This is a genomic window from Pseudalkalibacillus sp. NRS-1564, from assembly GCF_050467905.1.
In the GTDB taxonomy this organism is placed as follows: Bacteria; Bacillota; Bacilli; order Bacillales; family Guptibacillaceae; genus Guptibacillus; species Guptibacillus hwajinpoensis_B.
The window spans coordinates 112194-131207 of the sequence record NZ_JBITPM010000015.1 but is presented as its reverse complement, the minus strand read 5'-3'; the positions used below and the strand labels follow the sequence as shown (position 1 = coordinate 131207).

The window sequence follows — 19014 nt, the reverse complement described above, 5'->3', positions numbered from 1 at the left end:
TGGAAGAGCGGGGGTCAGGTGCGGACCTGACCCCCGCTCCTTTAAAGAGGTGAAGCACTAAATGAATGAAACGAAAATTTATCTTGTACGTCATGCTCATTCTTCTTATACACCTGATGAATACGGACGAGGATTATCACCGAAGGGCAACAGGGATGAAAAGAGCCTTACACATCTAATGAAAGAAAAACAAATTGATGTTGTGCTTTCTAGCCCTTATAATCGAGCGATTCATACAGTTGAAGGCATCGCAAAACATCACTCGATAGACATTCAAGTTATAGAAGCATTTAAAGAGCGAACACTTGCTGGACAACCTGTTGATGATTTTCAATCCGCGATCGACGCTGTTTGGCAAGATGAAACGTTTAGCTACCCTGGTGGTGAATCCAACGAACTCGCTCGTAGCCGAGGAGTGAGCGCCCTACAAAACGTACTAAAAACATACAAAGGAAAAAGCGTAGTGATTGGTACTCATGGGAATTTAATGGTTCTCATGATGAGTCATTTCGATGATCAGTACGATAGACACTTTTGGGAAAATCTCGATATGCCTGATGTCTATTGCCTCACCTTTCAAGGAGAAGAGTTAATGAAGGTGGAGCGTATTTGGGAAAGAACAGCATAAAAAATGACGGCCCTTATGCGCCGTCATCTTTTATGCTGTTCAAGTGTGTGGTTTACTTTCTTGCGAAGAACTTGAACCCTCGATATGTCTCAATTTAAAGAACCTTACTCTAAAATCCCCTCTTTCTTTAACTTCTCCTCTACGCTAGCGAGAATGTTTCGATTCCCTTCATTTTCAGGACCTTTACCATGAAAATCTTCACTACAGTGTGACTCTGTTAAATAAAAAGCATTATAAAGGAGGCGGCGATCTTCTATAGTGATTCCGCTATTTGGGAACAAATACGTACAGCTTGTATCAATTTCAGTACGCTTGTCTTTTTGATCCACATAATAGAATTCATCCGTTACTGCCCCGTATTTCATATCTTCCGTTGAAGTTAAATACGTACCGTCTTCGCTATAGGGAATAACCGTAAAGCCTTTTTCTTGTTTTAATTTCGGAGCGCCTTCCACGTTGTAAATCACGATCAATTTCCCCTCAAACCCTTCAGGAACTAAATGAACGGTATCTGTTTTTTCATGATGAACGGTAGTAGCCTTAGACGAACATGAAGCGGCCATCAACATTATCAAAACCACGATGAGTAATCTGATCGCATGCATACGCTTCTCCCCCTGACCGTTTGTACCTTTATCTTTTTCGACGGTGATGGTTGCACTTCCTTCACATGGAAAAATTCCTAACAACAAGCTGACTGGGTTTTGACGATGCACTATGTCAATCGAGTTATTCTTCTCATAAAAAAAGCCCGCCTTCTTTGGAAAGCGGGCTTCATCCGTTAGTTAAACGGCAATATCTTTTTCAACAGCATTTGAATCATTGAACTTATCGTGGTTCAACTTGCCAAGAATTCGTGATGTTAGTGTACCTGAAGTCATCGCACCATTCACATTTAACGCCGTCCGCCCCATATCAATGAGTGGCTCAACAGAAATGAGAAGACCGGCTAAGTAAACGGGTAGGTTCATAGAAGAAAGAACGATTAACGCAGCAAATGTCGCTCCGCCTCCGACCCCAGCCACACCAAACGAACTAATACCAACGATTAAGACAAGTTGGATTAAAAAGCCAGGACTGAGCGGATCAATACCTACCGTTGGCGCAATCATAACTGCGAGCATCGCTGGATAAATTCCCGCGCAACCATTTTGGCCAATCGTTGCACCAAAGGATGCAGACATGTTCGCTGTTCCTTCATCAACACCAAGGCTATTTTTCTGAGCGGAAATATTCAAAGGAATTGTCCCTGCACTTGAACGAGAAGTGAAGGCAAACGTAAGAACAGGTAATACTTTCTTCAAATATGTTAGTGGATTTAATCCACCTGTCGCAACCAAAATCAAATGAATGATAAACATCACAAGCAGTGCTAAATAGGATGCAAGAACGAATTTCCCGAGTTCGAGAATACCGCCTACGTTCGTTTGAGCGACGGTAGTTGCCATCAAGCCCATAATCCCGAATGGAGTTAACCGAAGAACTAGTGTGACGATTCTCATAACGATGGCATAGACAGCATTCACACCTTTCGTGAAGACGGCTGCTTGCTCTGGATTTTTACGACGTACACCGAGTGCCGCGATTCCAACAATAGCTGAGAATATAACAACGGCAATCGTTGAGGTCGGGCGAGCTCCTGTCATATCTTCAAACGGATTTGCAGGGATAAACGCAAGAATTTTGTCTGGCGTACTCATATCTTTCACACTACCAAGCGTTTCTTCTAGATAGCTGCCACGATCCTGTTCCGCTTGCCCTGCTTCAATTTGCTCTGCATTTAAATCAAAGACGAGCGAGCTACCTACACCAACGATCGCTGCAACCATTGCGGTTGATACAAGAATTCCAATAATCCAGCCTGACATTTTGCCAAGCTCTGAAGTCTTCTCAAGGTTCGTAATCGATTGAATGATCGAAACCATGACAAGGGGTATAACAATCATCATTAGAAGGCGTACATATCCGCTCCCTACAATGCTATACCAATCTGATGTTTGACTCACAATCTCTGAGCTAGCTCCGAAGACAGCTTGCAAGTAAACACCTAACACAACCCCAAATCCTAAACCAGCAAACACACGCTTACTAAAAGACACATGCTTCTGTTGCATCTTAATTAAAACACCAATAAGAACAAGTAAAATGGCAATATTCACAATGACTAAAAATGTATCCACGCTATTTCCTCCTTTTATTTTCTCTATAAAACCAAAACTTTATAATCCACATAAGTTTAGTCGGCATTAATCTAAAATACTACCAATTTGTGGCACTGTCAAGCGCTGGTGCCTGTCACTCCCCGCTATTTGTCGAATGGAGGAAAAGGCTTAGGAAATCTCCATCTTAAGTATGAGTTGAAAACCGAACTGGTGACTGGTTTATTTGATAAGCATACGGCGTAGACTGTAATTAACAAGGAAAGAGAGAAACAAGGAGGTGCTGGACATGGAGAACATTTACGTTCTTGAACAGGAAATTATTAATAGGCGCTAAACAATACATTCGTTGAATCGGAGGGGAACATTTCAATGATCTTATTACTCATCAAGAACTATTTTCAACCAGGTGCTGATCAACAATGTCAATGGAAGGAACATCGCAATCGCCATCTTGATCTACTCGCAAAATCTATCTATCATATTTAGCCCCCTAGAAGTTGAACCGTAACTTCCAGGGGACTTTTTTTCTCACTAGATATGCCTAATCAACTTAACGTAACTTGTAATGCTTCTAATCCAAGAATCGCTTCCACTACATCATTTTTCGTCACATGACCTGAAGGGAAATGAATGGACTCCCCATCTCTCGTAGCGTATTCTGCGATAACTTGACCTATGCTCTCCACATTTGTTGGTTCAATGCCAATTGACTCTAACGAGAGGGGCAAACCTATTTCTTTATAATAGGCAAATAAACCTCTCACCTCTTCCCACTCACCTTCTAGTACAAGTTGCACAAGTATGCCATAAGCTACTTTCTCACCGTGAAGAAACGAATGAGCTTCAGATACGTGTGTTAAACCGTTATGAATGGAGTGTGCCGCTGCAATCCGACCATAGCGATCGCCAAGACCTCCTACCATTCCTCCTGATAAAAGATTTGTTTCAATCACCCGAATAAACGCATCACTCAAACGACCATTCTGTTGATCCCTAACCGCTTTTTCTCCGTCTGCTACAAGGACATCACGGCAGCTTCTTGCTACTTCATACGCTAGTTTTATGGGAATTGGCGTTGAACGCAGTTCCTCAATGAGCGCTTTCGCTTCATACCATTTGGCCAGCGTATCACCAATACCTGCTTTCAAATAAGCGATTGGTGACTGCACAAGAATTTCAGGCTCTACAAGAACAAGATATGTACTTCTTGGAAAAATAGTATACTCAATAAACTCTCCCTCGTCTGAATACTTCACACTAAGTGGCGTCGTTGCGGCACAAGTAGACGCGAGCGTTGGCACAAGAGCCACATCTCTGTTTACTTCATTACCAACCGCTTTCGCTACATCCAGAACCTTTCCACCACCTACACCGAGTATCAAATCGGCACCGTGAATATTGGCTAATTCAGATTGCCTTTTAATTTCCGTTTCTGAACATTCACCACTGTACGTAGAATAAGCTACATGAAAGGCAGATAGATCTGGAAAATAACCCTGAGCTGCTCCCCAAGATTGATGTCCAGAAATCACAAACACTTTTTGAAACTGCCCTTCCTTAAGCAATCGTGGTAATTCTTGAAGGATACCTGATCGACATTCATAATGTCCTGGCGTTGCTCTTACCTGAATTGATTCCATCTTTTCTTCCTCCTAAATCTGATGAACAATGTGCTTACCAAGTTCATTTATTGAAGACACACCTGCTAATAACAATAAAACAAAAAGATCTTCTTTTAACTTAATCCTTTTTCAAACGAGCGGAGAGAACATTTCCAAACGATTGTAGTCCCTGAACAAGGACAATAAGGAGAAATACCGTAACGTACATCACATCGACTTCATATCGCAAATGACCGTATCGATAAGCGAGATCACCAAGCCCACCTGCTCCAACGAGCCCAGCCATTGCCGTTGCCCCAATCAGTCCAATTGTCGCAATCGTTAATCCAAGAACGATCGATGAACGAGACTCCCTTACAAGAACATGCCAGATAATATGTCTGGTTTTTACCCCCATTGCTTCGTAGGCTTCTACTACTCCACGATCTACCTCAAGAAGAGCGGATTCCATCAACCTTGCGATATACGGCGCCGTAAAGACAACGAGCGGCACAATCACACCTTTTACTCCAATTGTTGTACCTGCAATCATTTTTGTAAAAGGTAAAATGAAAAACAGTAAAATGATAAATGGAATCGACCTGATCACGTTTATAGCCGCATTTAATATACGGAAAAGAACTTTATTTTCTAATGCTTTTTCAGGTCTAGTTAAAACAAGTAGCACACCAAGCGGCAGGCCAATCAATACTGAAATCAGTAGTGAGATCCCAACCATTTGAAATGTTTCAATAATCGCGTTCCAAATGTCTGCACCCCAAAGATCAATAAACTCCGATACCTTAGCTGACATGAGCTTCCACCTCCTGAACATAGCCTTCTACTACGACGCCACTTTCCTCTAAAAAGGCAACGGCCCGAGCCGTCTCTTCCGCTTCCCCATCTAAATGAACGACTAGCCTACCAAAAGGCTGATCCTTCAGTTGTGTAATGTTCCCTGCTAAAATGGACGGATACACGTCGAACTTCTTACTAACAAGCGCAAGAGCGGGACTACCTGATTTCTCCCCAATAAATGAAAGATTCACGATCTGACCACGCTCTTTCAATCGCGACACAAGTGATTCTGGAAGCTCATCCTGGAATAACGACTGAACAAATCGTTTGGCCGTCATTGTAGCAGGCTTACTAAAGATATCGATCACTCGTCCCTGTTCAATCACCTTCCCGTTCTCCATCACAGCCACTTCATGACATATTTTCTGGACAACGTGCATTTCATGCGTAATGAGTAAAATCGTGATTCCAAAATCACGATTGATTTGTTCCAATAAAGATAGGATTGATTCTGTCGTATCTGGGTCAAGGGCACTCGTTGCCTCATCGCATAGTAGCACTTCAGGTTCATGAGCAAGCGCACGGGCAATCGCCACACGCTGCTTCTGACCACCTGATAGCTGGGAAGGATAAGCATCCCGCTTATCCGATAACCCAACGATACCTAAATATTTATCAACTCGCACTTCAATCTCTTTTTTACGAAGACCCGTAAGCTTCAGCGGAATGGCAATGTTTTGATACACAGTGCCTGTTTTCAATAAATTAAAAGACTGAAAAATCATCCCGATGCGCTGTCTTGTTTTTTGAAGCTTTCCAGTAGACAAAGAAGTGAGCTCAATGTCATTGATAAATACCTTTCCATCTGTCGGTCGCTCCAGAAGATTCACCATTCGGACAAGCGTGCTCTTTCCAGCACCACTATAACCGATGACGCCATAGATGCTTCCTTTCTTAACTTCTATGGAAACATCATCAACCGCCTTCGTAATCGTCTCACCGCTTTTATACGTTTTCGTTATATTTTCTAATCGAATCATCGTGCTCACTCCTCTTTCGAATTACCAGGATGCAACTACAGAACCGTTAAATTCGTCCTGGATAAATTGCTTCACTTCATCTGATTGATAGTAGTTCACTAGCTTTTGAATACGTTCATCATCTTTGTTCTCTGTTTGTGTTGCAATCACGTTCACCCATGGGGAATCTTCTGGTTCCATTTCAAGCGAATCTTCTTTCGGTACGCGTCCACTTTCCATTGCAAAGTTCGTATTAATTGCTGCAATCGCAAGCTCACCAAGCTGTCTTGGAATTTGCGAAGCTTCTAATGGAACAAATTCGAGATTGTAAGGATTCTTCTCAATATCTTTGATCGTTGCTTTAACACCAACGCCATCTTTCAACTCAATAATGCCAGCTTGCTCAAACAACATTAGCGCTCTCGGTTCGCCTGTTGAATGGTTAGGCAACCCAACTTTGTCACCTTCTTGCAATTCATCAAGACTCTTATATTTGTCAGAATAAATTCCCATTGGAAAAGTAATCGTAGTTGCTACCTTGGAAAGATCGAGTCCTCTTTCTTTTACATAATCATTCAGATAAGGTTCATGCTGAAATACGTTCGCATCCAATTCCCCTTCATCAAGGGCTGTATTTGGCATCACATAATCATTAAACGCAATCACTTCAATTTCAAACCCGTCTTCCGCTGCGATTTCCTTCACCTTGTTCATCACATCTTCATGCGGACCAGCCGTTACCCCTACCTTCAGTGGGCCATCTTCTGAAACTCCAGAAGCCTCATTTCCAGAACAACCTGCCAAAAGAACTAAAATAAGTGCACCTAATAAATACAATGATTTCTTCATTTCTCAATCTCCTTTAAAATTCATATAGTAATGTAAAGCGTTTTAGCACTAAAATATAAAAGCGCAAAAGTACTTCGATCTGCTAAAATCCCCTCCCAATAAAAAAACTCCCTCTGTAAAGTACAGAGAGAGTTGTATCATTTCATCATTATCAGCAGCGCTGAACTCTCTCTCATCTTTCAAACGATTGCTCGTCTGCTGGAATTAGCACCTTTCTCACGAACTGAGATGGTTGCTGGGCGTCACAGGGCCAGTCCCTCTGCCACTCTTGATAAGAGTTTTCAATATTATTTAACTATTTTCAATAGTATAGTATCTTTCTCGAAGGGCGTCAAGGGAAGATCTCAAAAAGTGCCTGTCACCGCCCGCTATTTGTCGAAAGATTTCTTATTGTCTTCCTTCTAGATAATTGTCGAACCAGTTTCCTAGATGCTTAAGTCGTTCCACTCGTAGCTCTGGATAACCGCTTCGTGATAAATTATGATCAGAATCTGGGAATCTTACAAACATCGTTTCCTTCCCACGATGCTTTAAAGCCACATATAACTGTTCTCCTTGCTCTATAGGGCACCTGTAATCATTTTCGCTATGAAGAATTAAAAGTGGGGTTTCGATTTGGTCCACATACTTAAGCGGTGAATGATGCCATAGCTTAGCGGGGTTTTCACCTAAATCACTTCCAACTTCCCACTTTGTGAAAAAGTATCCGATGTCACTAACGCCATAGAAACTCTGCCAATTCGAAATGGAGCGCTGGGTAACCGCTGCTTTGAATCGATCGGTTTTCCCAACAATCCAGTTCGTCATAAAGCCACCGTAGCTTCCTCCCGTCACGAAAAGTTGAGCTTCATCAATAAAGGAATACTTATTCAACGCGTTATCAACACCCGCCATCAAATCCTCATAATCACCCCCACCATAATCTCCTCGGCAACCATTCACAAACTCTTGTCCATATCCCTGACTACCACGTGGATTCGTATAAAGGACAACATATCCTTTTGCTGCAAGAAGCTGAAATTCGTGCATAAATGAATTACCATACATCATATGTGGCCCACCGTGAATTTCAAGAATAAGGGGATGTTCCTGATCTTCCTTAAAATCCTTTGGCTTCATGAGCCAGCCCTGAATCTCCAAACCGTCTTTCCCAGCGTATGTAAACATTTCTGGTGTCGAGAGATCCAAGCATTCGAGAACGTCAGCATTTGATTGAGACAAACACAGTTCATTTACTCGATCTCCATGAAACGAAAGCGTATAAATATCGCCAATGTTAAGTGGATCACTAATCGCAACAGCCGCTTCATTCGCGCCTGGCAAATAGTGAAACGCGTAATGGTGCCTGTCACCACCCGCTATTTGTCGAACCGTGCAATCTTCTCCGACGAAATAAACACCAGTGTTTCCTTCTTTACTAGCAAGGAAATAGAGTCCATCTCCATTTTGGCTCCACATCGCACCAGGAGAAGCGCCGCCCCAGTGCATATCTGAAATCAATACATCCGAACACTCTAAATCAACCTCCTCTGTTAAACAAGTAAACTCTTTCTTCGCTATGTCAACAGTCCAGATTTTATTCAACGTAGCTCCTTTATGCTCAAAGTTATGCCCAATGAATGAGAGCTTCTTCCCATCTGGTGACCAGTTCGGTGTGCTAAAGCTCCCACCCTCACGATTTAACTGATCAGGCTCTGATCCTTCATTCAGACCCTGAATAAAGATGTCGGCTCGCATGTAGGACCCCTGTTCTTCATATCTATCTCTCACATATACAATGGATTGTCCATCCGGTGACCAGTTAGGGCTAGAATGATTAAATGGTGCATCTGTTAGCCATTCTATTCTCTTTTCACCTGAGGTTACCTCGATCAAGACAACTTGCAAATAGTTATTGTCAAGAAAACCACTGCCGTCTGCTTTATAGCGCAAGTCAGTCACAACGAGAGGCTTACGTCCTTCTTCTTTCTCATTTGTATCCTTACTTAAAACAAGTAGCGAAGAACCATCGGGTTTCCAAACAGGAGCGGAAACACCACTTTTTAAATCAGATAGTTGTCGCGCTTCGCCACCATCAGTTGAGATAAGCCATATTTGATTTTCTCCTGATCGATTCGAAACGAAAGCAATCGTCTTCCCATCAGGCGACCAGCGCGGAGAGTGATCTTTTTTCTCCCCAGAAGCATATGTCCAATCATGCTCAATTCCAGTATCGCGATTTACTATGACTAAATTTGAAGTATATTCTTTGTTCTCATTTATCACTTTCTTTACATAAACAACGTAGCTCCCATCCGGTGAAAGTTGGGGATCACCAACAAAAGTGAAATCATAAAGGCTTTCTTCCAAATTCTTTTGTTTCTTGTCACTTCCAATTTCTATTTCCATCATCCACACTCCCTTTCTACATCTTCTCTACTTCCATTGAATAGGAAAAAACTCCTGCAGAGGGAACAAATCTCCTTCTAAATCCATCTCCGATTCTGATTTCAACCATCCATCCTCGAATAAAGATCACTTCATCCAACTTATTAAAAAAGGAGGAAACAACCAAAATACACATTTTTTTCAAGTTAAATCACAATAACAAGAACGTACATTCTCTTTTAGCGGCGTATTCCCCGAATCACCGCTCACTTTCATAACAATTTCACATCGGTTCCCTGCAATATATCTCATTTTGGTATTTGAATCATCTCATTGTGAGATGTATAATAAAATTAACAAATTGAAAGCGGTTACCAAACAGGGATTGCCGCTTAAAATACAGGGAGGATTTACAATGAGCCAGCAAGCACGAAACCAATTTATTGATCTTTTGTGCGACAAAACGACAATGAACAGAGAAGAAGTTCTGAGAATGTCTGATGCGGAAGTAGAATATTTTCACTGGCTCTACTTTGATGACTCACCAGCGGACTTAATGATGTAATAAATATTTACAGCCCCTGCGGTAACTCCGCAGGGGCTGTTTTAATAGAAAGAATGCGATGTGTCTTTGTTGAGATTACAGATGTATTTAATAGGGGTCAGGTACGTCACCGGTAACGCACCTGACCCCTTACCTATCTTCACCCCTCCATCGCAGCCACAAAATCCCCATCCTTCTCCTCAAGCAGTTGCCTCGCTCGATCCGCATCAACTCTCCGCAAAATCATCAGCACCGCTACCCGCGCATCACCTTCTGCCTGTTCACTGTAGCGTCCAGCTTCTTCTTCACTCACTCTCGTTAACTCCTGAATAATCGAAACTGTTCGCTTCCGTAGCTTTTCATTCGATGCTTTAACGTTCACCATTAAATTACGATAGACCTTCCCAAGCTTGATCATCGAGGCTGTCGTAATCATATTTAACACCATCTTCTGTGCTGTTCCTGCTTTTAGTCGAGTTGAACCTGTCACCACTTCGGGACCTACTGGTAATTCAATCGGGTATGTAACCATTTTTGAAAGCGATGCGCCTGTATTACACGAAATCCCTGCTGTCACTACACCCATTTTATTCGCTTCTTCGATAGCGCCAAGCACATAAGGGGTTCTTCCGCTTGAAGCAATACCGATAACCAAATCGTGTGCACTTACATGCTTCCTTACATCCTCTCCCCCCGTTTCCCGACTATCTTCAGCCCCCTCGATTGGATACCTGAGCGCTCGGTCTCCTCCAGCAATTACGCCATTCACTAGGTCAGCCGCAACACCGAATGTCGGCGGGCACTCAGAAGCATCTAACACGCCGAGACGCCCGCTCGTACCAGCTCCAAAATAAAAGAGCTTTCCTCCTTTTTTCATCACAGCAACAACTTGATCAACCACTTTCTCAATCTCGGGGAGGGCGGTTTTCACAATCCCAGCTACGCTCCCATCCTCTTCGTTCATCAGCTCGATTATTTCAAGCGTTGAAAATTGGTGCAGATTTTCCGATTTTGCATTTCGCATTTCTGTCTTCATCTCATTCACGTCTGTCAACGTCATCTCTCCCCTAGTTTAGCCGTCCATTCCGTGATGAGACGACATCAGATTTGCTTTCCGTTCGTCTACGATCGGTACGCCACAACAAAGGAGTGCACAAATGCATGCCCCTACAGCTGGAGATAAGTTAGGGTAATACACATCGCTTACCCCTCTTGTTTTCAATTCTTCAAGAAACCCATTTCGAAAGAAGGAGGATTGCATTAGCCCTCCGCAAATCACAAGTTGATTGCCCCTAATCTCGATAGCACGAACTAATTCACTCAAACTTTCACAAGCTCTCTGAACGATCTTCAACGCCGTTTGATTTTGTCGCTCAGCAAGCTCGATGACGTTCTCAGCAACAGAAGCGATTTTCATACGCGCATAGGAATCCTCATAAATCGCCGTAATTATTTCAGGCGCACCGTTTACCTGTAAGAAGGAAAGGATGTTACTACAAAAAGCTTCGTCCAACATCATTCTTCCATCATGCATCATCGCAACTGTCCGGAGCGCCTTACTCCCAATATCGTAGCCGCTTCCTTCATCACCAAACAAATAGCCCCAGCCTCCCACACGACGGGAACCATTTGCATCGATCGAATAGGAAATCGAACCAGTACCCGCAATGAGAACGGTCCCTTCCATCGAAAATGTACCGCTTGCAAGCGCACCGTAAGCATCGTTCTTAACCTTGAGAATCCCTTCAAAACTCGGAAGCCTTTCCCTCAGCCATCTTTCCCAGCGCTTCTGATCCTCTTCTCGGTCACCACCCGCCGTTGAAACAAAGATTCCTGCAAGCTTTCCATCTTTTAATCCCGACGTTAATTCTGTAATCACGTGATGAATGGCAGATCGCACCTCTTGTTCTGCGCGAGATTTTAGATTTGTCGAACCTGCCGTACTTTTAGCTAAAATCACTCCATTTTGATTGCACAATAACCCAAGAGTTTTCGTTCCTCCGCCGTCTATGCCAATGTAGAATCGCTTATTTAATTGCACCTTGAGTAAGTCCTTCCATAAATTGTTTTGATGCGATGAAGAAGAGGACAATCATCGGAAGTGACGCAAGGGTCAGACCTGCAAAAAGGGCTCCCCAATCTGCAGAGTATTCGCCAAATAAGGAAAGCATGCCAACTGGGATTGTCTTTTTCATGTCATCGGTAATAAAAATAAGTGGGAAGAAAAAATCGTTCCAGGCTTGGATAAATTGGATGATCATCACGGTTCCAAGCGCCGGTCTCATCAGTGGTAGCACAACACTCCATAAAATACGAAGGTTTCCAGCTCCATCAATACGTGCAGCTTCTTCTAGTTCACGAGGCATCGTTCGAAAGAATCCAGTCAAAATCAAAATCGACAGTGGTATTCCCGTGGCAACATACATAAAGATCAGTGACCAGAGCGAGTTTAGTAGATTGAGATCTTTCATTAAAATAAACAGTGGTACAATGCCTAGTTTGATCGGAAGCATCATTCCCATTAAGAAGAAAAAGAAGATGATGTTATTCCATACAAACGTGAAGCGTGCGATATAGAAGGCGGCAAGTGACGAGGTAATCAAAATTAACAGGACAGAAACGACGCTCACAAACACGCTATTCATGAAATACGTTGTAAACGGTATAATCTCCAGTAAGTTCCGATACGTATCAAGCGTGAACGTCTTCGGTAATGAGAGTGGACTTGTGAAAATCTCTGCGCTTGTTTTAAAGGAAGAGAGGATCATTAATAGAATTGGATAGATGCTAATGGATGCGATGAGAAAAGCAAATACATAGTAAAACGGTCTCGTCCAAATCGTATGGTTCATAGTATCGCCTCCTTACATGTCCACTTGTTTTTTCTGCATATAGCGTAAATAGAGTGCGGTAAAGAATGAGATAAAGAGAAAGAGCACAACCGCAAGTGCTGATCCTAATCCGACTGCCGTTGTCGATCCTCCTGCAGAACCTCCGAATGCAAGACGATAAAAGTAAATCGCAAGCGTATCAGTAGAATGGTAAGGTTCTCCCTGCGATCCCTGCATCGCGTAGACGAGTTCAAACGCTTCAAATGACTGAATAAATGTGAGGACTGTCATAATCATGAACGAAGGAACCATTAACGGAAGCACGATTTTACGTATCATCGACAAACCATCTGCGCCATCAAGCTTGCCTGCTTCGAACAGTTCTTTCGGGATCGACTGAAGACCGGCAAGAAAAATAAGGACACCGAACCCAATACCATACCAGCAGTTAACGAGAATAATAGAAATCAAAGCTGTATCTGGATCACCAAGCCACGCTTTTTGAAGCTGTTCCAAACCGAGCTTTTCAAGAATCACATTCAGTGCACCGTAGTTAGGATTTAGAATCAGCTTCCAGAGAAAACCGACAACGATGACGGATAGAAGTCGCGGCAGGAAATAAGCAATTTTAAGAAATTCCGATCCCTTCACTTTTTTATAAATAATATAGGCAAGTACAAAAGCAAGGCCGTTCTGGAAAATCATCTGTAGTACAAAATAAAGAATGTTATGGCCAAACGCACCCCAAAACAGTCCCGAAAAAGGCTCCAGCGTAAACAGATCTTTAAAATTTTTCAGCCCCACGAACTCCCCACGTACAATTCCTTTCCAATCAAAAAAGCTGTAGGTTAAGGCTGCAAACAAAGGATAAACGATGAAAAGTCCATATATAATTAGGGCAGGAATCGGGAAAAGGTGGATGGTCCACCTTTTCCAATTCCTTTGTTTTTTGATCTTCACGATTGAATTTGTAGCTAGTTTCATATTGTCCGCCCCTTATTACTGTAGTGGCTCATACCAGGACTGTGCGCTTTCTTGAATAGTCTTTGCTACTTCTTCTGGTGTACGTTCGCCAAGATACATCCCCTGAAGCTCTGTTTCGATCGTCGCTTTTGTGGAAGGATTTCCACCAGCGAAATGAACGAGCATCATGTACGGTGTTGACTGTTCTTCTGCTGCTTTTCCAAGCGCATTGACAAGTTCATCTTCCGACTCAATACCAGGGATTGCGCTGATCATTTTAAATTCTTCTGTGAACATCGTGCCAAACTCTTCTGTTGTCATAAACTGAAGAAATTTCTTCGCGGCATCTTTATGCTCCGAGCTTGCATTGATTGCATACGATCCATCTACCCAAGTTGTAATCGTAGGTTCTTTTCCTACAGCAGACGGCATTGGGAAGAAGCCAAGTTCAAGATCAGGATTCATTTCACGTAGCACTTCAATTTCCCAGCTTCCAAGTGGGAACATCGCTGCATCACCTGTAAAGAACATCGTACGAATATCTTCCATTCCAAGACCTTCGTAATTTTCTGGGAAGTATTCTTTCAGTTCATCCATCGCGTCAATCGAACTCTGAAATTCATCACTTGTAAAATCCGTCTCACCAGCTGTAATTTGATCAACAAATTCATTACCACCATAGTGAGCTGGACCAATAATTCCGTGCGATAATGATAAGAGCCACCCTTCCTTTGTTCCAAGAGCGATCGGTGTAGTACCTTCCTTCTTTATTTTTTCATTTAGCGTCATGAACTCTTCCCATGTTTGCGGTTCTTCAAGACCCATTTCTTCAAACATTTTCTTGTTGTAGAACATTTGCGTCGTGCTCATATTTAGCGGCACACCGTACTGCTTATCATCCGATCCTTTCGAAGCGGCAAGGGTTTCCTCTGGATATTGATCTAGTCCTTCCAGATCATCCAGCGGCTCAAGATATCCAGCATCCGCAAGCTCGATGCCCGGTGTATAAGGGCGGAGGTGAATGATATCAGGACCTTCCCCACTTTGAAGGGCCGTATTTAAGATCGTGTTATACTCCGTATTCTTTGAAGGCTTGAATTCCACCTTAATGTCCGGATTTTCTTCATTAAAAGCATCAATCATTTTTTGATAGCTTCCTTTGTCTTCTGTTCTCCAGCTTCCGATCGTTATCGTAACGCTATCTTCACTTGCTTCAGAGTCTCCCGAATTCCCACCACTTTCTGAGCTACACGCAGATAGAACAAGAATCAACGCTAGAAAACCAGAAAAAGTAAACGCTTTCATTTTATCCAAAATATTTCCCCCTCATTTAATTAGTAAAAGAGTCATGAATCAAAGAATGAAGATGAAGTCTAATCTGACTCATGTTGTGGTTTCTTCCGTAATGCACGATATTCGTTAAAAAAGTGACGATCAGCTCTTCTTTAGGATCAATCCATAAACTAGTACCAGTAAACCCTGTGTGGCCGAAGCTTCCTTCTGACCACCTCCTTCCACATGATAATGCCTTTCCTTCTCCGTCCCAAACCTCAAAGCCAAGCCCACGATTTTGTATCACATGCTTTCTAGCATTCCTAATCGTCTCCGGTGACAGCACCTGCTGCGTTTCTGGATACAAGAAATATCGACCGAATTTTCCGACATCTTGAGCTGTAGAAAATACACCTGCACTTCCGCTTGCTCCGCCGAGGTGGAGCGCTTTCTCGTCATGCACCTCCCCCTGAACGTAATGATCGTTATGCCACTCTGTTGCAGCAATTCCCTGATGTTGCGGGGGATTGAACATCGTTTTTGTTAACCCCCATGGCTTGAAGAGTTTAGTATTCGTGAAGGTAGGTAAATCCACACCGCTCACACGCACTATTACTTCTCCAAGTAAAATCATGCCTAGATCACTATACTGCACAACGCTCCCTGGTTGATGGATAAGATCTGCGTTGACAACTTCTTGCAAAATCAACCGCTTTTCGTCTCTTTTGATAGGTGGGTCAAGGTCTGCAGGTAAGCCTGTTGTATGAGTGAGTGCTTGGTGAATCGTGATATCTGAATGGTTCAATTCTCGGATGTAGGTTTGAATGGTGTGATTTAATTCAACTGACGTGTTGTCGATCAGCCATAAGATAGAAGGAAGGGTTGCCACCACTTTTGTTAGGGAGGCTATATCAAAAAGCGTTGTGGTATTCATGGTGTGAGATTGTTGTATCCTGTCTTGAAAACGACCGTAAGCTTGATGAAAAACAGTGCTCCCTTTATGTTGAACATGAAGAACAGCGCCAGGGAGCTCCTTTTCGTCAATTAATTTTTTTAAGTAAGTATCAAAGTCATACATGCTTCTTCACAACCTCAACTGCTTTTCGCGTTCGCTCAAGTGCAGCAACGCTCTCATCGTAGTTTCGACTGGTCATGCCAACATACAAAATATCAATAACGTTCAGTTGAGAAATACGTGAGCTCATCGCACCACTTCGAATGCTCTTTTCAAGAGAGCTTGTGAAAAGCTTAATATCAGCGAGGTCAGAAACTGGATTTGTACCGTATTTGGTTAAGGTAATCACAGTGGCACCATTGTCTTTTGCGATTTTCAGAGATTCAATAATGTCTCTTGTTTGGCCAGAATAAGAAATGCCGAAAACGACGTCAGCTTCTCCGAGGTTTGCGCTAATCGTCCCTTGTGTATCATAATCGACTGCAGCTTCACACCAGCGATTAATACGAGAAAGTTTTTGTTTGAAATCCTGGGCAATTAATCCTGATGCTCCAATACCATACAGCGCAATTTTCCTCGCACGACTTAAAACAGTGATTGCTTTCTCTACTTCCTCTTTTGATAGAACAGAAATTGTATCATTAATCGATTGAATATTATTGTTTGATACATTTTCAATAAACGAATCCACCGTCCCATCAATCGATATTTCTTGATAAGATTTGCTCGTCTGCTTCGTTGCAAGATCACCTGCGATTCGAAGCTTCAATTCTTGAAACCCTTTGTAGTTCAGCGTTCGAGCAAGGCGGATAATTGTCGCTTCACTCACTTCTGTTCGTTTCGAGAGTTTCTGAATGGAAAGGTTGATTACTTCTTCCGGATAATGAATGATGTATTCCGCTACTTTTCGTTCTGAAGGTTTTAATGAAGTGATTGATTCCTGAATACTGATCAGGCCTCCGTTCATTCCTAGCCCACCTTTACCTGAATAGATTTTCAATCATTTCATTTTAGCATATCTTATTTAGCGATTCTTACCTTAGCTTGTCACAAAAGCAGATTCAATCGCTTTTCGCAAATGCCCATCATACCTTTCTAATGTCGAATGAACGATTTCTCCTTTTAATCCTGTTAGTAACGAAAGAATCGCTCCTTTCGTTGATCCGTATTCTTCAAGAGCTTTCTCCGCCTCCTCAGCAGATACACCTGAAATTTCTGCAACAATGTTCTTACCACGCTGAACAAGTTTACTATTTGTTGGTACAACATCAACCATCAAATTGCTATAAACTTTTCCAATTTTAATCATCGAAGCAGTCGTTAGCATATTTAATACAAGCTTCTGGGCCGTCCCCGCTTTCATCCGCGTCGATCCTGTGACAACTTCTGGGCCGACATTCGCAACGATGCTGTGGTGAGCGACTTCTTCCATCTTTGTATTTTCACTACACGTAACCGCCCCAACCGTTGCACCAATTTCTTTGGCATAAGCCATTGCAGCTACCGTATAAGGTGTGCGTCCACTAGCTGCAATCCCTACGATCACGTCTTCCTTCGTAAGCGACAGCTCTTTCATGTCTAAGACAGCCTGCTCTTCATCATCCTCAGCACCTTCAAGCGCATATTGAAGAGCTTTATCGCCACCCGCGATCACACCAATCACCTGATCTGACGGCGTTCCGAACGTTGGAGGGCATTCAGAGGCATCAAGAACGCCAAGTCTCCCACTCGTCCCTGCCCCAACATAAATTAAGCGACCATTATGTTGAAAGCCATCTACAATTCGATCAACAAGACGTTCAATAACTGGTAGGGTTTCTTTAATAGCGTCTGGTATAACATGATCTTCCTCGTTTATGATGTTAAGAACTTCATATGTTGTCATTTGATCAATGTTCAGTGTGTTTTGATTTCTACGCTCGGTCTGGATGTTATTTAAATTCATTGTGTTAATTCCTTTCATGAGTAGCATCAATTTTCAAAAGTAATTCAAATGGTTGAGATGCTCCAATGTAATTTAATAGAGGCAAATCTTCTCTAATCACATTTCCAATAACATTCACACGATCGTCCTCCGGAAGATCGTGCTTTACAAGCTGAATTTCACCAGCATAGCGGCCATAGTTCATATTATCAATCGTGATGGCGCCGCGTTTTCTTTTTAATGAAGGTATTGGTTCAGGACGATGTTGTAACTGTCTCGACTCTACTGAACGGATCACATCCCGCGCTGGATCGGGACGGTTCTTATGTTTTCCCTTCACATGAAAACTTTCAAACTGATCATCCACTTTCGAAACCTCAAGCGGAATCACTCCTTTTGCAAGGAGTGAAAGCTTTTCTAATTGGTTATCACTGACTGAAATATCTCCTATCAGAACTTTATCAACTTGATAATGATAAAGTAGCTCAGCACAGGCCATATGAGGAGACATAGAACGATGTTTCTCAAGTGTTGGAAGGCCAGAGTAAATCGGTCCTCGAAGGTTTTGATCGCCTGGAATAAATGCCATTGTTTGAATGCCATATTCTCTAAATAAGCGATTTCGTTCTGAAAAAAAATCAACGTCTAATCCAGTTTCTGGTCTTGGGTAGTAGTTATGCCACGCCTCTAGGTTCGAAACGTTTGCACCCAATTCAAGCCACGTCTCAATTTCCTCTCTCGAAACAGTACTTGCATTTAAGCCCACTTTCATCAACTGAGATAAAGAAACAATTAGATCATCAGTATAACCATAGTCCGGACGAACGCCATTCACTCCCCAGTCCAATAACTCTTCATAATGTTGAATATTTAAATGGGTAATGGATTCTGGCGAAATATCTGCAACAAGCTCCATCTCAAATTTCCTTGCTAATTGACCAAGCTCTTTCAAACGAGTTTGATAGAGCGAATGATCATCCTCAGGAATATGGAGGGATGTAAAGATAGCATCGAATCCAATTGATTTAGCTCTTTCTAAGCGTTGCTCAACATCTCCTCCATCACTTCCAAGATAAACAGATATTCCAAGCATGAAATCTG

18 protein-coding genes and 1 riboswitch are annotated in these 19014 nt (G+C 42.5%); of the genes, 2 read left to right on the top strand and 16 right to left on the bottom strand.

From position 1 onward, the window contains the following. Positions 1-61 precede the first annotated feature (61 nt). Entirely contained in the window at positions 62-628 is a 567-nt protein-coding gene (locus tag ACIFPW_RS08110; RefSeq protein WP_430243368.1) for a histidine phosphatase family protein, read from the top strand. A 104-nt stretch (positions 629-732) separates the two neighbouring features. Here the strand turns inward: ACIFPW_RS08110 and ACIFPW_RS08105 are convergent, their stop codons facing one another. The 7 genes from ACIFPW_RS08105 to ACIFPW_RS08075 all read right to left on the bottom strand — a co-directional run bounded on the left by ACIFPW_RS08105 (position 733) and on the right by ACIFPW_RS08075 (position 9445). Further along, positions 733-1233, bottom strand: a complete 501-nt coding sequence (locus ACIFPW_RS08105; protein ID WP_430243366.1) for a DUF6843 domain-containing protein — start codon at positions 1231-1233, stop codon at positions 733-735. A gap of 180 nt (positions 1234-1413) precedes the next feature. After that, the gene (locus ACIFPW_RS08100; RefSeq protein ID WP_194218645.1) at positions 1414-2808 is read right to left on the bottom strand and encodes an L-cystine transporter; all 1395 of its coding nucleotides are present in this window, start codon (positions 2806-2808) and stop codon (positions 1414-1416) included. Between the two features lie 527 nt (positions 2809-3335). Then, positions 3336-4430 (bottom strand): iron-containing alcohol dehydrogenase family protein, encoded by a 1095-nt coding sequence (locus ACIFPW_RS08095; protein ID WP_430243364.1) that lies wholly within the window; start codon positions 4428-4430, stop codon positions 3336-3338. Positions 4431-4530: 100 nt separating this feature from the next. Continuing rightward, positions 4531-5205, bottom strand: coding sequence for a methionine ABC transporter permease (locus tag ACIFPW_RS08090; RefSeq protein WP_194218643.1), 675 nt, complete (start codon positions 5203-5205; stop codon positions 4531-4533). Further along, on the bottom strand, positions 5195-6229 hold the full coding sequence (locus ACIFPW_RS08085; RefSeq protein WP_430243362.1) for a methionine ABC transporter ATP-binding protein: 1035 nt from the start codon (positions 6227-6229) through the stop codon (positions 5195-5197). The genes ACIFPW_RS08090 and ACIFPW_RS08085 overlap by 11 nt, the downstream gene beginning before the upstream one ends. Positions 6230-6250: 21 nt before the next feature. Then, positions 6251-7057 (bottom strand): MetQ/NlpA family ABC transporter substrate-binding protein, encoded by an 807-nt coding sequence (locus tag ACIFPW_RS08080; RefSeq protein WP_430243360.1) that lies wholly within the window; start codon positions 7055-7057, stop codon positions 6251-6253. A 169-nt stretch (positions 7058-7226) separates the two neighbouring features. Next, a riboswitch (SAM riboswitch) is annotated at positions 7227-7335 on the bottom strand. 109 nt (positions 7336-7444) lie between these two features. Then, the gene (locus ACIFPW_RS08075) at positions 7445-9445 is read right to left on the bottom strand and encodes a prolyl oligopeptidase family serine peptidase (protein WP_430243358.1); all 2001 of its coding nucleotides are present in this window, start codon (positions 9443-9445) and stop codon (positions 7445-7447) included. A gap of 394 nt (positions 9446-9839) precedes the next feature. On the opposite strand from ACIFPW_RS08075, the gene ACIFPW_RS08070 reads away from it, so the two are divergent. Then, positions 9840-9989, top strand: coding sequence for a BH0509 family protein (locus tag ACIFPW_RS08070; protein ID WP_159785356.1), 150 nt, complete (start codon positions 9840-9842; stop codon positions 9987-9989). A 139-nt stretch (positions 9990-10128) separates the two neighbouring features. Here the strand turns inward: ACIFPW_RS08070 and murQ (ACIFPW_RS08065) are convergent, their stop codons facing one another. The 9 genes from murQ (ACIFPW_RS08065) to ACIFPW_RS08025 form a co-directional block, all read right to left on the bottom strand. Beyond that, the gene (gene murQ / locus ACIFPW_RS08065; protein WP_430243356.1) at positions 10129-11028 is read right to left on the bottom strand and encodes an N-acetylmuramic acid 6-phosphate etherase; all 900 of its coding nucleotides are present in this window, start codon (positions 11026-11028) and stop codon (positions 10129-10131) included. 12 nt (positions 11029-11040) lie between these two features. Beyond that, a complete protein-coding gene (locus tag ACIFPW_RS08060; RefSeq protein ID WP_430243355.1) occupies positions 11041-12009 on the bottom strand; it encodes an N-acetylglucosamine kinase in 969 nt (322 codons plus the stop codon). Continuing rightward, on the bottom strand, positions 11996-12820 hold the full coding sequence (locus ACIFPW_RS08055) for a carbohydrate ABC transporter permease (protein WP_430243353.1): 825 nt from the start codon (positions 12818-12820) through the stop codon (positions 11996-11998). Before ACIFPW_RS08055 ends, ACIFPW_RS08060 begins: the two co-directional genes overlap by 14 nt. Positions 12821-12832: 12 nt before the next feature. After that, on the bottom strand, positions 12833-13783 hold the full coding sequence (locus ACIFPW_RS08050) for a carbohydrate ABC transporter permease (protein WP_430243352.1): 951 nt from the start codon (positions 13781-13783) through the stop codon (positions 12833-12835). 15 nt (positions 13784-13798) lie between these two features. Further along, complete coding sequence (locus ACIFPW_RS08045; RefSeq protein ID WP_430243458.1) at positions 13799-15067, bottom strand: ABC transporter substrate-binding protein; 1269 nt, start codon at positions 15065-15067, stop codon at positions 13799-13801. A gap of 25 nt (positions 15068-15092) precedes the next feature. Next, complete coding sequence (locus ACIFPW_RS08040; protein ID WP_430243350.1) at positions 15093-16112, bottom strand: serine hydrolase domain-containing protein; 1020 nt, start codon at positions 16110-16112, stop codon at positions 15093-15095. Continuing rightward, positions 16105-16956, bottom strand: a complete 852-nt coding sequence (locus ACIFPW_RS08035; protein WP_283153521.1) for a MurR/RpiR family transcriptional regulator — start codon at positions 16954-16956, stop codon at positions 16105-16107. Before ACIFPW_RS08035 ends, ACIFPW_RS08040 begins: the two co-directional genes overlap by 8 nt. A 72-nt stretch (positions 16957-17028) precedes the next feature. After that, complete coding sequence (murQ, locus tag ACIFPW_RS08030; protein ID WP_430243347.1) at positions 17029-17934, bottom strand: N-acetylmuramic acid 6-phosphate etherase; 906 nt, start codon at positions 17932-17934, stop codon at positions 17029-17031. Positions 17935-17938: 4 nt separating this feature from the next. Further along, on the bottom strand, positions 17939-19006 hold the full coding sequence (locus ACIFPW_RS08025) for a DUF871 domain-containing protein (RefSeq protein ID WP_430243345.1): 1068 nt from the start codon (positions 19004-19006) through the stop codon (positions 17939-17941). Positions 19007-19014 lie beyond the last annotated feature (8 nt).

Excerpts from the sequence above, each read along its gene's own strand:
- ACIFPW_RS08110 (WP_430243368.1), top strand. The coding sequence starts at position 62 with ATGAATGAAACGAAAATTTATCTTGTACGTCATGCTCATTCTTCTTAT.
- ACIFPW_RS08105 (WP_430243366.1), bottom strand. The coding sequence starts at position 1,233 with ATGCATGCGATCAGATTACTCATCGTGGTTTTGATAATGTTGATGGCC.
- ACIFPW_RS08095 (WP_430243364.1), bottom strand. The coding sequence starts at position 4,430 with ATGGAATCAATTCAGGTAAGAGCAACGCCAGGACATTATGAATGTCGA.
- ACIFPW_RS08090 (WP_194218643.1), bottom strand. The coding sequence starts at position 5,205 with ATGTCAGCTAAGGTATCGGAGTTTATTGATCTTTGGGGTGCAGACATT.
- ACIFPW_RS08085 (WP_430243362.1), bottom strand. The coding sequence starts at position 6,229 with ATGATTCGATTAGAAAATATAACGAAAACGTATAAAAGCGGTGAGACG.
- ACIFPW_RS08080 (WP_430243360.1), bottom strand. The coding sequence starts at position 7,057 with ATGAAGAAATCATTGTATTTATTAGGTGCACTTATTTTAGTTCTTTTG.
- ACIFPW_RS08075 (WP_430243358.1), bottom strand. The coding sequence starts at position 9,445 with ATGGAAATAGAAATTGGAAGTGACAAGAAACAAAAGAATTTGGAAGAA.
- ACIFPW_RS08070 (WP_159785356.1), top strand. The coding sequence starts at position 9,840 with ATGAGCCAGCAAGCACGAAACCAATTTATTGATCTTTTGTGCGACAAA.
- murQ (WP_430243356.1), bottom strand. The coding sequence starts at position 11,028 with ATGACGTTGACAGACGTGAATGAGATGAAGACAGAAATGCGAAATGCA.
- ACIFPW_RS08055 (WP_430243353.1), bottom strand. The coding sequence starts at position 12,820 with ATGAACCATACGATTTGGACGAGACCGTTTTACTATGTATTTGCTTTT.
- ACIFPW_RS08050 (WP_430243352.1), bottom strand. The coding sequence starts at position 13,783 with ATGAAACTAGCTACAAATTCAATCGTGAAGATCAAAAAACAAAGGAAT.
- ACIFPW_RS08045 (WP_430243458.1), bottom strand. The coding sequence starts at position 15,067 with ATGAAAGCGTTTACTTTTTCTGGTTTTCTAGCGTTGATTCTTGTTCTA.
- ACIFPW_RS08040 (WP_430243350.1), bottom strand. The coding sequence starts at position 16,112 with ATGTATGACTTTGATACTTACTTAAAAAAATTAATTGACGAAAAGGAG.
- ACIFPW_RS08035 (WP_283153521.1), bottom strand. The coding sequence starts at position 16,956 with ATGAACGGAGGCCTGATCAGTATTCAGGAATCAATCACTTCATTAAAA.
- murQ (WP_430243347.1), bottom strand. The coding sequence starts at position 17,934 with ATGAATTTAAATAACATCCAGACCGAGCGTAGAAATCAAAACACACTG.
- ACIFPW_RS08025 (WP_430243345.1), bottom strand. The coding sequence starts at position 19,006 with ATGCTTGGAATATCTGTTTATCTTGGAAGTGATGGAGGAGATGTTGAG.